We start from the raw sequence: 16,252 nt of genomic DNA, 5'->3' as shown, positions 1-16,252 counted from the left end.
AACCGCACGCCCGTCACACCGGCGGACGTGAGCCGGGTTTTCACGAAATAAGTCTCCCGCGTGGCCGCCACGTTGGTGGCCAGAATGGAACCGTCGGAGAGTCTGGCCAAGACGGTGCCCTTTTCGGAGGTTAAGGCTGAAGGCTCGATCGTCTCCCATTGTTCTCCCTGCGACCGCGACGCCACCCAGTTCCGGAATTCGTCCAAAAACCCGGGTGTATCCTGGGCAAGACGAACTTCCCATTTCGCGATTTCACCATGGAATTCCTGCAACCGGCGCTTGGTCTTGGCGTCATACATGGGCAACGTGGGGCGCTCGTCGGGTTGGTCGTTGTCCTCGGTTTGGTTGAAGAGGGCGTAGAATCGGTAATACTCCTGCTGGGAGATGGGATCAAACTTGTGACTGTGGCATTGGGCGCAAGCGAGGGTGAGGCCCATCCAGGCCTGTGCGGTTACCGCAATGCGATCCTTCACGGCCGCGACCCGCCATTCCTCGTCATCCGTGCCGCCTTCCGTGTTGGTCATCGTGTTGCGATGAAAAGCAGTCGCGATGAACTGGTCCTCGCCGGGCGAGGGCAGCAAATCCCCCGCCAGTTGCTCCCGGGTGAACACATCGTAAGGAAGATTGCGATTGAAAGCCTGAATGACCCAGTCGCGATAGGGCCAGACGTTGAGCCGCAACGGATCGGAACCGTATCCCGCGCTATCGGCGTAGCGCGCGATGTCCATCCACATGCGAGCCCATCGCTCTCCATACGCGGGCGATGCCAGCAAACGGTCCACCAGTCGTTCCACCGCGCCGGGCCGCGCGTCCGAAACAAAGGAATGAACCAACTCGGGTGATGGGGGCAGCCCAGTGAGATCCAAGGACAGCCTCCGAACCAGGCTGTGCCGATCCACCGGCGGGGCGGGTTTCAGCCCTTTCGCTTCGAGCGCCGACAAAACAAAATGATCGATCTCGTTCTTCGGCCAATGGACATCACGCACTTTGGGCAGGGCGGGGCGGACCGGTTTCACAAATGCCCAGTGAGCCGCGTAGGGCGCGCCTGCTTGAACCCACTGTTTCAGCAACTCGACCTCGGCGACCGAGAGGGGATGCCCCTCCTTGGTCGGCGGCATCATCTCATCAGGGTCCCGGGAAGTGATCCTAGCAACGAGCGTGCTGGCGCCCGGATCTCCAGGCTTGATGGCCTGCGTCCCATCCTTCCTCGATTGGATCGCTTCGTCTCGGACGTCGAGCCGGAGTTTGGCCTTTCTCGAGGACTCGTCAGGACCGTGACATTGAAAACACTTCGAAGAAATGATCGGTTGAATATCCCGCGCAAAATCGACTCCGGCCCACGCCTTACCGGCCAGCATCGCAGCGGCCCACAAAGCCAACCCCAGCGGGAAGTAAAGCCTCGGCCAGCGTGCCTCAATCATTGGGGTCATGGCACAGGGACTTTAGGCCCGTTCCCTCCGCATCGGCAAGCCCACGATCGAGGAAAAGCCGGAGGACTCGCGAATCATGGAGGCCGGATCAGCTCACGGACGAGGGGCTGGCAAGCGCGGTTTGGCGTCCGTTGGAATCATGGACACATAGGCTCGACCGTTGAGGCGGCGTTGAAGATCGCGCTTCGCGTTCTGCACCAAACCCGGCTCTCGAAACACATCGAGCGCCGTCAAGGCCATCGTCTTCGCCGCCACTCTCATGCCTTTCTCCCCGATGCTCATGCCAGAGCAGGCGGTGGACTGCCAGGTGTGCGGCGTGACTCCCGGTGCGAACGCCGCGGCACGGATCTCGCCCGTCGGCACATTCCAGCTCACGTCACCGACATCTGTGGACCAGGGTGTCACACCATCCTGAATGGGAAAAACCTTTCCCGCCAAGTCGAGACCAGGCTTGCCTTCGGGAGGCAGGAGTTCGCGCAAAGCCTCGGCGAATCGTAATTCCTCCGCATCGTATCGAACCCCTCCCACGGTTTGCATATTCACTTCGGCCAGTTTCGCCAGTGTGTCGTTCGGGATCACGTTGGAAAGGGCGCCGAGAATCTCAATTTCGAGTTTTGTTTCCGTGGCCAGCGCGCCCGCTTCAGCGCATTTCAAGACTCTCTTCCAAACGCTTTGCAGTACGGTCGATTCCGGATGGCGCACCGTAATTTTCAACTCCGCGAAATCCGGAACCACGTTGGGCGCGGTGCCTCCATGAGAAATGTAATAATGCATGCGGGTCTCGGACGGAACATGTTCCCGCAGCAACTCCACCGCGTGGCTCATGAGCTGAATCGCGTCGAGCGAAGAACGTCCCTTTTCCGGCGCTTTGGCCGCGTGGGCCGATACCCCTCGGTATCGCACCGCCGCGCCAACATTCGCCAGGGTCGATCGCATGCCCGGCTCGTTCCGATCGTCCGGATGCCACGTGAGCGCAACGTCCACTCCGGCAAAAGCCCCGGCGCGCAGCAGATGCACTTTCCCGCAGCCGTTCTCCTCCGCCGGACAGCCGAAAAACTTCACCGTGCCGGGCCTCCCCTCTTTTTGGAGGCTTGACCAAGTTTGGATAGCAGCCCAGGCCGCCGCGGTGCCGAGCAGATTGTGGCCGCAGCCGTGCCCGGCTCCCAGCATGCCGGTCGGTTGCTTGCGAGCCACGGCCTCTTGTTGCAACCCCGGCAGGGCGTCGTACTCTCCCAGAAAGGCCACCACGGGTCCCCCGGAACCGGCGGTCGCGACAAAAGCGGTGGGCATATCGCCCAAATGGGTTTGAACCGAGAAGCCAGCCTTGCGCAAGACATCCGCCAACAACGATGCGCTACGGTGTTCTTCGAAGCTTAGCTCGGCCAGCTTCCAGATCTGCCGGCTCAACGCATCGAACGGCGCCGATCCACGATCCATTTCGGAAATCACGGACGACTTCCAATCTTGGGCCATCGCTTTGCCAGACCAGCCCGAAGACGCAGCCAGGAGCGCGAGCGAGAAAACCAGCGCGGACAACCCCGTTCGCAACGCCAATGAACATCTTCCGCGACGTCGCGAAACGCGGGCTCCTCGTCCACCCCCCGCCAATCGGGCATCCCCAGGCCACGCGGTTTCCCGGACGGAATCAGGATCGTCCGTGGGGTCAAAACTGGTCCATTTCAACTTCATGATTGCTGATAGGCCTGGACAAAGCGGCGCGCCTGCTCGCGAAACCATTCCCAATCCTCCGCTTCAGCCCGCGTGGCGTCGAAGAGCGGCCCCCCCACCCCAAAGGCATCCGCACCCGCTTTCCGAAATCCCGGCAATGTTTCCACCGTGACCCCCCCTGTGGGCATCAAAGGAATCTTGGGAAAAGGGCCTTTCAAGGCTTTGATATGGGCTGGTCCTAATTGATCCGCCGGAAAAATCTTCACCAAGTCCGCCCCGAGCCGCCAGGCCTCCCAAACTTCCGTTGGCGTGAGCGCCCCGGGCATGACCGGAACTCCCCGGGCGACGCACTCACGAATGACGTCGGGCACCACCACCGGCGTCACAATAAATCCAGCGCCTGCCGACAAGGCTCTCTCCAAATCGTCCATCGTCACCACCGTGCCCGCGCCCACATTGCAACGGCCTTCAAAGTGATGGACGGCCATCCGGATGGTTTCCTCCGCCCCCTGGCTGTTCATCGTGATCTCCAAATTGCGCAACCCGCCCTCAATGCTCGCGCGCGCCAGTCGCTCCACCACGGATGTGTCGAAACCCCGCAGAATACCCACCACGGGAAGCTCGCGAAACATCGCTTCTTGAAAACGGGTTGCCATGCGCGATCCTGGACAATTTTTCTCAGACGCGCGCATTCTCGCCGCGCGGACCGGCGCCAACATCACCTGCAGCTTTGCCGTTCAACAGGAGCTCAAGAATCCTTCGCTGACCCTGCTCGCACAAGTTTTCCGATTCTGTCCAGCTCACCCGGGCCGCAAAGCTCAACTTTTCCGCGGCGCAAATATAGGCTTTTCCCATCTCCACCCCGCACGCCACAACGACCGGGATTTTGGCGCGCCCGGCTTCCGCCATTTCCGCTCCAATCAACAGACCGCTCAGGAAGGAGGTGTTCACTCCCGCGTCCACCCGATCCAAGACTTGTCGAGTCCGCACCCGAAACAGCGCCGCGTTCAACGGTGCGTCAGCCCCTTTCGCCACACCTTCACGGAAAGCCCCTTCATCGGGCGCCGCGCCGAGACGCACACTGTGTCTCAAAACGCTGTGCTTCGCCAGCAGATCAAAGAGTTCTCCGGTCATGTAAGTTCGAAAATGCGTCACCCTTCCCGCTTCCACCCACAGGTGCTTTGAATGTGTGCCCGGCAGGACCAGAAGGGTGCTTTCGTTTGCCTTCCCCACACCTGTGAACGCCCATCCCACCGCCTGAGTCTCTTCTCCCCGCATCACCTCCTCGTCCGAGCACACACCGCCAATCAGAAATACTCCCGGTTCAACCTCGTGCCACGATACCCGGGTCCCATCGAGTGGGAACGGCAGTCCCGCATAGGGCAACTCCTTCCACCCGATCGAAGCACTCGCCATCCCCGAAATCACCACCGGCAAACCCGGAGGCGCGCCCACGCTTGCCATCCCCGCCGCCAACACCGACTTGAACCGTGCGGCCCTGTCTCCTCCTTCGGCGGCGATTTTGCCCGCGCCTTCCTCGGAATGGTAAACACGATGCATGCCGCGACCGGTCCAGCGCAGCCGGAAGTTGGAGGTCCCCCAATCGCAGCTCAAAAATTCCATGCCACTTCAATGCTTCAGGATGACCTGGGCCGGATTGATCGCGTGGTACTTGCCCTTGTTCGCCGTGATGGTGAAGGCCTCCGGAACTTTGTCCAATCCCTCCAACGCATGCGTGAGCGTCGGCTTGATTCGCACCCGACCGGTCGCGGCCAGCCTCACCGTGTGCTCCAAATGAGCCAGCGTGCTGATGTCGGGAAATACATAACGCAAACTCCGCTCGCGCATCCCATCGATATCCACCTCAAAGGGCGCTCCGAACCACGACACCCCCACCAGCTTCCCTCCCGACCGGACCGCCTGCATCGCCTGCCGCACGGTGGCCGTTCCAGCCAATCCCTGCTTCGGGCTTCCCCCGGCACACTCAAAAACCACATCCGCCCCATTCCCCTCGGTCAACTCGCGAATCGCCTCCACCACATCAACTTGTCGCGCGTTCAAAGCATGATCGGCTCCCAGTTCGACGGACATCCGGCAGGCCTCGTCCCTCACGTCCACCGTGATGATCCGCCCCGCGCCGCTCAGGCGCGCAATTTGGAGGCATTCCAAGCCCATGCTCCCCTGGCCGAAAATCGCCACCGTGTCGCCCATGGCCAGTGAGGCCGTTTCCACCGCCGCCACACTGTCACTCAACGATTGCAAACACGCCGCCTCCCGGTTGTCCAACCGGTCGTCCACTCGAACCAATGCCAACTCCGGCAGAGAGGCGACCTCCGCGAAACACCCGGGTAGATCGAATCCGATCACCGGGCCGCTCCGGCACCGGTTGCCCTGTTCGGACCGGCACATTCCACATTGGCCGCACGGCAGTTTTGCGCGGGCGGCAATGCGGTCGCCGCGCCGAAATCGCGTCACTCCAGGCCCGGTTTCCAACACTCGCGCACAGAATTCGTGTCCAAACAATGCAATCGGCGCTTCCGTCTCAAGGCGTCTCTTCACGCGCTCATACGCCAGCGTGGGAATGCCAAAGGCCAACTGCGCCTCCGTCACGCTCGGTTGCACGCACAACGGCTCCACCAGGACATGGCCCGGCTTCAACTCGGGCACAGCCACCTCATCCAGCCGCATGTCTCCAAACGCGTGAAATCTCCAGGCTTTCATAAACGAATGAACTTCTGCACCGCGTGGCATTGAGGGGAAACCATACCTCTCCTCCCTCCCGCCGACCAAGCGACCTCGACCACGTACAAATCACCCTTCGAATCCAAAGCCAGGTCGTGCGGTGCAAAGAAATCGCCCGGCGCCTCAGGCTCAGCCCCCCCACCCCAGCGGGACAACAGTCGGCCTCCTGGATCAAACACGCTCACCCGCCCTCCGGTCGCGCCCGGCTCAGCCTCTCCCGTCCCCGGCCATCGCCCCGCGAGGTAACCCAACTCCACCACCCACACGTTTCCTTCCGCGTCGAAGATCATCTGACTCGGCCGCGCCAGTTCATCCCAAATCTCCAGCACCTCGCCCTCAGGCGAGAACCATTGCAGCCGATCGTTCTCCCGATCCGCCACACAAATCCGCCCCCTCTGGTCCACCGCGATACCGTGCGGAACATGGAACTGCCCCGGGCCTGTTCCCGGCTCTCCCCACGACAGCTTCAATGCCCCGTCCGCGGAAAACCGGTGCACTCGCGCATTCCCATAGCCGTCGGCGACGAACAAATCCCCATCCGGCCCCACCGCCAAATTCGTCGGGTAGTGAAACGGCGGACCCGCCTGCCGGATGGTCCGATAATCCACACTGGTGGCCCCCGTCTCGCTGGGTTTTCCAGACACCCCCAGGGTCAACACCCAGTCCCCTCCGGCGTCGAACTTTTTCACCGTGTGATCCAAATCATCCACGTAATACCTCGAACCATCCGGACCGATCGTCAATCCATGCGCCCGGGCAAACGTTCCGCTTCCCCAAGCCTTCGCAAGGGTGCCGTCTGGCTCGAAAACCATGACTGGGGTTTCGCCACGGCAAAAAAGGTGAACTCGATCTTGCGCATCGCAGGCCACCCCGGGCACTTCCCGCCACGAAAGGCCCTCCGTCAAACGAGGCCACCCTGTCTCCACCCGAAAGCGAAATGCCCCTTGACCAACCACCTTCGGACTCGCCGCCGCGTCGGGCGCTGAATTCAAAATCATAGGCGGGCGGTGAGGTCTCAGCGTCGTGCCAAATGAGGATGAAACCCCAACACTTTGGTTCGAATCCGGTACAACCCCTTGTCGATCGTGACGTAAAGGGAATGCGCATCCTCACCGATGCCAAACTCCACGTTGCTTGGTATGCCCTTCCAATCCTCAAAGAGACCCGATTGGTTGCGCGGTCCCGTTTCGACAAAAGCCAGTTCCTGGCCCGTCGGGGAAACCACCATGATGCCCGGACGCGCCAGACTCCGGCACGTCAGATAAACATGGCCCGACATGTCCACCGTCATGCCATCGCAACCGTTCTCTTTTCCGAAATCCACCAGGGTCTTCCGCGAACCGCTTACCTTGCCGTCCGCACCCAAGGGAAAGGCATACACTTTCATGGCGCCCCGTTTGGGTTCGGGATCCGAGGGACTCAACCGGTTGCCCCCGTTGTTATGATCCCCCACGTACAACGTTCGCCCGTCAGGGCTCAAGACAAGGCCGTTCGGCTTCTCCACTTCCCGTGTGATTTCGATGACGCGTCCATCGGTCTCCAATCGATAGACCGCCTCGCGCTCGATCTCCCGCCGCTCCGTGCCACCATAGCGCGGATCCGAAAAATAGATGCGGCCCGCCGCGTCCACACAAAGGTCGTTCGGGGAATTGAAGCGCCTGCCTTCGAACCTGTCCACAAGGGTCAGCCCCTGCTTGGTGTTCAGATTCCACCGAATCAACCTGCGCCCGCCACCGTCGGCACCATCGCACGACACCATCGAACCATCGTGGAGAAAGGCCAGCCCATTCGATTTCCCGGAGTTCTCAGTGAAGACGGAAACCGCGCGCGTCTTCGGATCGAAAATCAAAATCATGCCGTTGTCCGGTCCAAACGGCATATCGGTGAAGTAGATGCGGCCATCCGCGGCGACCGCCGGCCCCTCGGTCAAGCCGCTGTTCAACTTTGCCTTGCGTGTGTGCAAATGCTCCAGTTTGGCGTCCGCGGGAAAAATGGGGTTTTCCGCGCCCCACCCCGGACCGAGGAGAACCGCGCAAAACAGGGCAGCGAGGGCGAACCAACGTGGCGATCGAATCTTCATGGCGAGTTGAATCCCACGAACCACGGCGGCGTGACAAACACGAAGCCAGACTCAGGGACACGCCATTCTTATCTCCGCGCCCCCCCGAAGGAAACCCCAAAAACTCCGGCGAGCAGGCTGGCAGCACGATCTGCTTCGCGGCCAGCGCCTGTTTCCGGACGTGCGCAGGGATCCTTGATTGTTCGATGCCAACCACCCCGGAGCCATCTGCGGAGCAGGTGTCCAGGTGTGGCCTGAAGGGCCACGATGTGATAGCCCAGGGCAAGCGAGCCCTCCGTCGAGCGCCGCCCTGGGTCAACGATTCCCAAGAACGTCGAAGCCCTGTCAGGGCGTCACGGACTCGCGGGGACGAGTTCGCTGGTGACAGAGATCTCGAATCATCTCCAGGTTTGCCGGTTATAGAGTGCCCTCGTTTCCTTTGCGGCCGTTGCGGACCTTGGGTGAGGCAACTTGCTTTTCCTCGCGCAGAGGCCGCGAAGGACGCAGAGAGGACGTTGAGGGTGGAAGTTCGCTGGGGACTGGGGGCAGCGATCTGGAGCCATCCGACCTCCCGGTCTGACCCAGCAGAGTGTAACTTCATTTACAGGCCGCTCTCAGAGCACGGGCATCACACCGTCTTCCCTCTCGCCCCGCGAGACACGAGTGGGGAGAGAGCCGGAGAGAGGGGCATGCTCAGCCTACCCCTCCTCGGTCCTCTCCCCGCTCATCCTTTGCAGGGAGAGGAAGCAGTTCATTGGAGACAGAGATCTCGATGATTGTTCCTCGGGAGCTCTGACCGTAGCGGTGCCGTTCCGGAAGAGGTCCTTCCGTGCTCCATGCAGGATTCGCTGGAACTCCCGCACCTTCCACGGGACAGGCTGTTCGCAGGCGAATGCGTTCATGCAACATCACTATCGAAGAGGCCGGAGGCCATAGCCGCTCAATCTGATGCGCGCACAGTGATCTCTCGGACACCCGCCTCGACATTTTTCGTGACCACTTTACCGCCAGGCCACCGAACCTGGATCTCCAAAGGCCTTGTCGGTGTCGCCATCACCTGCACAGGTGAGGACTGGGAAGCGTAACCACTTGGCCCGAGCACCTCTCGGAGCGGTCCCCATCCATGCTCGAATCGCAATCGAATAGAGGCACCGATCCCGTAAGGGTTCGCATCCGATCCACGAAGGCTCACTCTCACGCCCTCGCGAGCCGCTCGATTCAGGAAAAGATGAACCGGCCCGCCGTTCTCCGCCACAACGAGGTCCGTCCTTCCGTCCGAATCAAAATCGCCCGAGGCGCACCCTCGCTGCTCGCCGGACAGGCGAACGCCGCTTTGCACAGGTTTAACCGCAGTGAATCTCCCGCCCGGACCTCCTCGAAGCCAAAGTCCGAGGCCTGCATCGAGTCGTGTCGCTTCAGGCCTCACGCTGAAACAGTTCTGGGCCAGGAATGCATCCTCCCATCCATCACCATCTGCATCGGCCACGACGATGCCATAGACAGGGGCGTGTTGGGCTTCGGGAGGAAGTAGCCCGGGGACGAATCGGTTGCCTCGATTCAGCCACAGGCGGGTTTCAAGCGTTGTGACAGAGAGTTTTCGGCTGATCGAAGCCCAGGGCGCAAGGATCTCGCCCGCACTCATGGCCGAGTATTGTGCATGGGTTTGGATCCGATCTTGCAGCGAGGGAATGGCAGCCCGTAACAGAGTCAGGTCCCGCGCGGGAACTTCGAGTTTCCGTGCCGAATCGAAAAGGGTTTCCAAAATCTGAATGGTGCCGTCGCCGACCCAGTCACCGAAGTGGGCGTGGCGCGGGAGCGGGCTCCAGACCTGCTCGGGTCCATTCAAACCCCAGTTGCCCACCAGCAAGTCCATTCGGCCATCTGCATCCCAGTCACCGGCCACGACACCCGACCACCATCCGATGTCCTGTCCCAAGCCCCACTGATCCGTTACATCGTGGAGTGTTCCATTCTGAAAGCGAAGGACGCGCACCGCACCCCAATCGCACGCCACCACCAACTCGGAGGCTCCGTCATTATCCAGGTCGCTGAACACGGCTCCCGTCGCGCGTTCAATCGTTTTCAACGATCCACTCAACACCTCGTCGAACACCCACTGGTTGCCAGCGCGCCGATACAGAACCGAAGACACCGGTTCTGGATAACGGGTGGTCTTAAATGCGGCCCCGACGAAAAGTTCCAGAGAGCCATCGCCTTGAACATCGCCCATCGCGAAACAACCTGGAGTAGCCCCGTTCGGAAGCGGCGGCAGGGGGGCGGCAGGAACGGGCGAACCTTGGCCGAGCTTCCACGTTTGAGCAGCACCTCGCGCATCATCCCTGACTCGATGATTGGCCACTCCCACGATCAGGCCCGGAGTTCCGTCAGCGTCTGTCCATGCCGCGATGCAAGTCCCATCATCCGGCAAGGCTGCAAGCTCACCACGGATCGGAACAAAGCCGCCCCGCCCATCATTGAGCCTGATCGCAATCGGCTGGCCTGCCCCGCCGGCGATCGCGAGATCATCGTGGCCGTCGCGATTGAAATCCCAAGCGCAGATTCCCGGTCCCATCTGACTGAGCTTGCGGGGCAACAGGGGCTGGGCCGCAAAGTCGTCATGGGGCGTTTGAGAGTGAGAAACGCCCAGGGACGAAGTGGCATTTTCGAACCAAGGTGCAGCAACAGGTGTTGGAGTGCTTGGGGTCGAGGACCTGGAAGCCGATGTTTCGTCGATCTCGTAGGCTTGTCCGGGCATGGCGTTGGTGAGCACAGATTTTGCACCGCTTCTCCATCGCACCTCGATGGTCAGGTCCATCGGATTTGAACCGACGGCGAAGGAACGCATCGGTTCGCTACCGCTCAGATAATAACCGCCAGCCAGGATCTCCTGCTCCTGAACGGGAACGGCGCCTCCCAGCACCCGGATCCGTGCACCGATTCCCTGTGTGTTCGGCGCCTTCCCCTTCAATCGCACGGCCACCCGGGGCGCAGTGCTGTCGTTTCGATAAACCAAAGGAGCGGCGTTGATAGCGTTCATGACAACATCCATGTCACCATCATGGTCAAAGTCGATGAGCGCCATACCGTGCGCGATGTCTGTCGAGTTAAATCCCCAAGCATCGCCCACTTCTTCGAATCGCATCTGTCCCTTGTTCCGAAAAGCCCGCTTCGGGCTTTTCAGGGGCGGGTAGTCACCGAGGTTTGCCCGGGCATTCTTTTGCTGCGCCTTCATACGGGCATTGGCCTCACTCACGTCACGAGAATTGACATCAAATAAATTTCCGTTCGAGACCAGCAAATCCTCATAACCATCGAAATCCACGTCGAGAAAAACAGGCGTCCAGGACCAGTCAGACGCCGCAACTCCGCCGAAAAACCCCAGTTCGGCATAGGTCCCGTCCCCTCGATTTTGATACAGGCAGTTCCTGGGCATCTCCTCCCGTATCTCATGGCGTCCAGGAATCCGGCTCAACGGCTGTGTCGGACTCGACTGCCGCAAGTGCCAGCGATGATCCAGACTCAACATCTCGACGGTAATGAAGTCGAGATGACCGTCTCGATCCAGATCTGCGAAGTCCACTCCCATGGAGGCGTAGCTCATGTTTCTCAAGGCCTCACGGGGAATAAGTTGGAAGCGACCCTTGCCCTGATTGATCCAAAAGCGATCGTGCGTTTGAAAGTCATTGCAAACGTAGATGTCGGGAAGCCCATCCCCATTGGTGTCACGGATCTGGACGGCGAGGCCAAAATCGGGCTGAACCGAGTAGGGCCTGCCCTCCTCATCCAAAAACGATTCACCCCAGTTCGCCGCCGTGAATCGCCCGGAGCCGTCATTCCAATAAACTGCGTCCGGCTCGCCGAACTCCACGATATTGCCATCGACGATCTTGATCTTGGCAGCATACCTTCCGGTCACAACGGGTTTGCCGTTCTCCATCCGGGTGGAGATCTGCCCTCCATCCCGCAGGATTGAGAGAGTTCCGAAGTTGCACAGATACAGATCCAAGTCGCCGTCCCCATCCAGGTCGCTCATGGCCATCGAAGTGGAGCCCGTCCGACCGACAAGGCCGGCAGCAACCGTGGTATCCGTGAACTGACCGTCCGCCCCCTGCATCAACAACGCATTGGGTCCTCCAAACGAACTGATGAACAGATCCAGGCGCCCATCGCCATTGAGGTCCGCGAAGGCCGCGCCGCTGGAGATCTGGTTCGTGACCGCAGTCCTGGTCAGCGCGGTGACATTGGTAAAGCTCCCGGCCCCGGTGGCACGGAACAAGGCCGAGGGGCCGTCTTTGTTGCAAAAGAAAAGGTCGCACCAGCCATCTCCATCGAAATCTCCTGCCGCGACACCACACCCGTTCATGGTGTTTTGGAATCTGCGAACCCGGCTGTCGGAAAGATAATTTGTGAAATTGATCCCGAGTTGTTGAGCCGGAAGCTGGGTGAATCCGGGTTTACCGGAGCCTCTCGCGGGCAAGAGTGGAGTGGCGCGGTAACCCGCTGAGTGGGCCAGGGGCGTGACGGTGAGCACCGCGAGCAGTAATCTGCAGATCAGGTAGATTGCCGGCACCCAACCCTGCGGGGACGGAACCGGGCACAACGACTTCAATGGCCGGAGATGACTCCAGGATTCGAACATTCTTTGAGGTGCGGAAAAACCACAAATCGGCTGCAAGTTCCAGGTTAAAACTACGCCTGCGCGCCTCATTCCGGCAACGGCAATGGACCCGCATCGATCTCTCGTAAGATCGCGGCGGCAATGGCCTTTCTCAAGCTTGGATGGATCTTCTCGCGTCCGAAGGAGGTGAGCCTACCCGTCCGGAAAAGCTGGGCAACGAGAAAGCTTCTCTGAACCGGGTGTGGCAGGAGCCATCGTTGAATGGTGAGGTGTGACCCTTGGTCAAGGCTCGCTGCGAACTCGATAGAATCGTTGCGGATCGGAGGCCGGATCCTTGGCCGTCATTCGGCCCCCGTTTCCGTTGGTGCGAATCAACGAGGTCCAAACCGGAGGAAATTGCCTCGTGTATTCGACGAGGTGAACCAAGTTGGACTCCGCATTCCAACTGATCGACGCCCCCCCATCCGATCCCCGCTCAACCGCAACCTGCAGGAGTGTCACGTCGAAAAAGACCAGATCGCCAATCGTCGGCCTCGCCGAAGTGACAGGTAGTTCATTGAGCGGGGAGCCCAGGTTCACTCGAAACACATTGTTCGCGGGAGGCGCGGCCACGAACAAATTCAAGACGTTCGTGCCTCGAATCACCCTCCCAAAGACCGTAAAACCACCGTCCACGCCGTCCAATTCAACATTATGCTTGAGATTGAAAAACCACTGCGAGCTTGCGGAATTCGTCTGCCCCCCAACACGAGCCATCGCGAGGGTGCCGTAGGTGTTGCTGTAAGTCCTGCCCGCGGAGTATTCGTTCACAATCGGCGGCAGGGTTGGAACGAAGTCAAACACACTGTTCGTTGTTCCCCGATGGCGCACCATAAAACCGCCGCCTTGCACGACGAAGTTGGGGACCCAGCGATGAAAGAAAGAATCCCGATACCGCCCTTCCTGAACATACGTCAAAAAATTCCGCACCGTCACGGGCTTGTCCTCGTCCAGAAGCTCGACGTCCACATCGCCCAGGGGGGTTCGAAATCGCGCCAAAGTACCCGCCTCCGCGATCAAACCCATGCTCGCGATCACCCCGATCCACATCCATGACTTCATACATGACTCATCCGCTTTCAAGCATCCCAAGGCCAGTGGGGGGCCACCGCCCGTTCAATCGAGCTTCGCAAGGACCTGTTGCCCGCCAGGACACGATAGCCGTGATCGTTCGAGATCGGCTCCCGCCAAAACTCACCCCCGGCACATTCAACCAGCAATCCTCCCGCCGCGATGTCCCAAATCCGCACCCCACCCTCCAGGTAAGCGTCAAGCCGGCCGGTCGCAACGTAGGCCAGATCCAGAGCCGCCGCCCCCATCATCCGAATCTTCCGCACCCGCGGCAGCAGGCGCTGAAAAACCGGCAGCATCCTTTGAATTGCCGTGGTTCCCTTCGAAAATCCCATCGCGATCACGCACTCTCCCAGCTTCGTTCTCGAGCCGGCGCGGATCACGCGCCCATTCAACCGGGCAGGCCCTCCCCGGATGGCGGTCCACAACTCATCACAAAACGGATCGTAAACCAGCCCCGCCTGCGTCTGATATTCTCCCAACTGACCATTCGTCCCCGGTCGCCCCCGCACCCCACGAACTTCTCGCGGCCGATCCCACTTGCATTGTAAGGCGATCGAAACGCAGGCGTGGGGAATGCCATAAGTATAGTTGACCGTGCCGTCGATCGGGTCCACCACCCAACGCCAGTCCGTCTCGAGATCCCCATATGATTCCTCCTCGCCCAGGATCGCGGCCTCCGGCAAAGCCCGCCGCAAATGCCTTTCGATGAGTCGCTGGCACCGCACATCCAGTTCCAGCTTGATGTCGTGCTGCACCGCCGATTGGACCTTCTTCCCGGCCAGCAAATGCCTCCGCAGCAGGCTCCCCGCCGCCCGGGCGGCCGTTTCGGCCTCACGCAGGGCGGACTTCAGAAAACGAGCTTCATGGGCAGGACGGGAAGATGGATTCATGGGATCACCTCTTGGCGGTCGGAAAGCTCGCCGGCTTGGGCGGCCCTTCGCTCATCGAGCAGTCGATTGCGGGCGGCATCGATAATCTGCAGCAGGTCCGAAGCTTCAGTCAGGCGGGGAACACTCACGTAGCTGGCGCCGGAGGCGTAAAGTTTCGGCACGTCCTCAAACAACTCCGCATGCACCATGACGCGGGCCTGCGGGTTCAATTCGCGGATTTGCTGCAACAGCTTCAAATTCGTCGCCCCTTTCAGCACCGTATTGGGCAAGGTGCAAAGGATGATTTCGGCCGAGGCCAAGCCCGCATGCAACAGGGTGTCGCGCTGGGTGATGTCTCCGTAGATCACACGGATACGGCGTCGCCGCAATTGCTCATGCACGTGAGGATTGAAGTCGATCACACACAGGTCCCGTTCCCACTCCGGACGATGCCGGCGCATCTCCTCCAGCAGCGAACTTGCCGTCCACGAAAAGCCCAGCAAGTAAATCTTGCTGTCATGCCCCTGCTCCGAGGCATCCGGTCCCGGCTCGCCGAGATCCTTCCAGCCCAGCTTCTCAAGGGATGGAACGATCGCGCGCAGCAGACCGCCGGACTGATTCATCGCGTAGGTCGAGGCCACCGCCAGCGTGATGAAGGCGTAGGCGGCCACGCCAACCGTGGCGGGTTGGATGTGTCCGGCCTTCTCCCCCAAGGCCAGGATGACCAGGGACAGCTCGCTCAACTGGGACAAATGAATCGCGGGCAGGAGACTCGCACGATGTCCTAGCTTCAAGATCGACAGCACCGGAAACACGGTGAAAATTCGGCTCGCCACGAGAAATAAGGCCAGGAACGCCGCCCACCCCAATCCATCCCAAGTGGGTGAAGGAACCTTGGTCCCCAGCGCCACAAAGAAAAGCGTGACGAAAAAGTCGCGCAGCGTCGTCACCTTGGCCGAAACGTCCAGCGTGTAGGGAAACGTGGAAATCGCCACGCCCGCGATCAGCGCTCCCATTTCACGCGACAATCCCAGCACTCCCGCAAATCCCGCGATCAAAAAGCACCAGGCCAGCGCCCCGACCAGCACCAGTTCGGGCAAACGCGCCACCGAACGGAAAAGCGGCGGCAATGCGTAGCGGCTGGCGGCAAAGGCTACCGCCACCACCGCTAACACCTTCGCAAACGAGACCAATACCAACCCGACGGAGGGATCCTTGAGGTTCGGCTGAATCGCCAGGAACAGAATCGCAAACAAATCCTGCAACACCAGCACCCCCAGGGTGAGCCGTCCGGGCAAGGTGTCCAGTTCGCGCTTGTCGTAGAGAATCTTGACGACGATGACCGTGCTGCTGAGCGCCGAGGCAACGGCCAGATAAAGCGCGTCAAGCGAGCCTGATTTCAACGGGAATCCGGCCGCCGCAAATACACCGACTCCCAGGGCGCAGCCTCCTCCAATCTGCGCCAACCCCGTCCACGTGATGACCTTCCCCGCCCCCAACATCTTCTTCAAATCGATCTCCAGACCGATCATGAACAAGAGCAGAATCAACCCGAGCTCCGAGATCGTCTGGATCGAAGCCTGGTCGGAAACCAACTCGAATCCCAGCGGTCCCACGGCGAATCCCGCCACCAGATAAGAGAGAATTAACGGCTGCCTCAGCCATTGGGCAACGACCGCTAGAATCCATGCGACGACAATGCAAATGGCAATATCGTTGAGCAGGCCGTGTTCCAATCGCGGCGTAGCCTAGG

11 protein-coding genes are annotated in these 16,252 nt (G+C 60.4%); all 11 read right to left on the bottom strand.

The annotated features are described in order from the left end of the window. Positions 1 to 1,421, bottom strand: a 1,421-nt coding sequence (locus FJ404_07645; GenBank protein MBM3822741.1) for a DUF1549 domain-containing protein, incomplete at its 3' end; no start/stop codon positions are given. Between the two features lie 102 nt (positions 1,422 to 1,523). Continuing rightward, on the bottom strand, positions 1,524 to 3,167 hold the full coding sequence (locus FJ404_07640; protein ID MBM3822740.1) for an amidohydrolase: 1,644 nt from the start codon (positions 3,165 to 3,167) through the stop codon (positions 1,524 to 1,526). Continuing rightward, a complete protein-coding gene (locus tag FJ404_07635; protein ID MBM3822739.1) occupies positions 3,116 to 3,754 on the bottom strand; it encodes a bifunctional 4-hydroxy-2-oxoglutarate aldolase/2-dehydro-3-deoxy-phosphogluconate aldolase in 639 nt (212 codons plus the stop codon). Before FJ404_07635 ends, FJ404_07640 begins: the two co-directional genes overlap by 52 nt. Before the next feature lie 22 nt (positions 3,755 to 3,776). Further along, positions 3,777 to 4,721, bottom strand: a complete 945-nt coding sequence (locus FJ404_07630) for a 2-dehydro-3-deoxygalactonokinase (GenBank protein ID MBM3822738.1) — start codon at positions 4,719 to 4,721, stop codon at positions 3,777 to 3,779. Positions 4,722 to 4,727: 6 nt separating this feature from the next. Continuing rightward, positions 4,728 to 5,819, bottom strand: coding sequence for a zinc-binding dehydrogenase (locus FJ404_07625; GenBank protein ID MBM3822737.1), 1,092 nt, complete (start codon positions 5,817 to 5,819; stop codon positions 4,728 to 4,730). Next, a complete protein-coding gene (locus FJ404_07620) occupies positions 5,816 to 6,838 on the bottom strand; it encodes a hypothetical protein (GenBank protein ID MBM3822736.1) in 1,023 nt (340 codons plus the stop codon). The genes FJ404_07625 and FJ404_07620 overlap by 4 nt, the downstream gene beginning before the upstream one ends. A 17-nt stretch (positions 6,839 to 6,855) precedes the next feature. Continuing rightward, a complete protein-coding gene (locus tag FJ404_07615; GenBank protein ID MBM3822735.1) occupies positions 6,856 to 7,920 on the bottom strand; it encodes an SMP-30/gluconolactonase/LRE family protein in 1,065 nt (354 codons plus the stop codon). A gap of 919 nt (positions 7,921 to 8,839) precedes the next feature. Beyond that, positions 8,840 to 12,607 carry a hypothetical protein gene (locus FJ404_07610; protein MBM3822734.1) on the bottom strand — a complete coding sequence of 1,256 codons (3,768 nt, stop codon included), beginning with the start codon at positions 12,605 to 12,607 and terminating at the stop codon, positions 8,840 to 8,842. Positions 12,608 to 12,799: 192 nt separating this feature from the next. After that, positions 12,800 to 13,618, bottom strand: a complete 819-nt coding sequence (locus FJ404_07605) for a hypothetical protein (GenBank protein ID MBM3822733.1) — start codon at positions 13,616 to 13,618, stop codon at positions 12,800 to 12,802. A 17-nt stretch (positions 13,619 to 13,635) separates the two neighbouring features. After that, positions 13,636 to 14,520 carry an inositol monophosphatase gene (locus tag FJ404_07600; protein MBM3822732.1) on the bottom strand — a complete coding sequence of 295 codons (885 nt, stop codon included), beginning with the start codon at positions 14,518 to 14,520 and terminating at the stop codon, positions 13,636 to 13,638. After that, entirely contained in the window at positions 14,517 to 16,235 is a 1,719-nt protein-coding gene (locus FJ404_07595) for a hypothetical protein (protein ID MBM3822731.1), read from the bottom strand. Before FJ404_07595 ends, FJ404_07600 begins: the two co-directional genes overlap by 4 nt. Between the last annotated feature and the right edge of the window lie 17 nt (positions 16,236 to 16,252).

This window comes from Verrucomicrobiota bacterium (assembly GCA_016871495.1).
Lineage (GTDB): Bacteria > Verrucomicrobiota > Verrucomicrobiia > Limisphaerales > VHDF01 > VHDF01.
The sequence above is the reverse complement of the archived record's forward strand: the minus strand, read 5'-3'. Positions and strand labels throughout refer to the sequence as shown.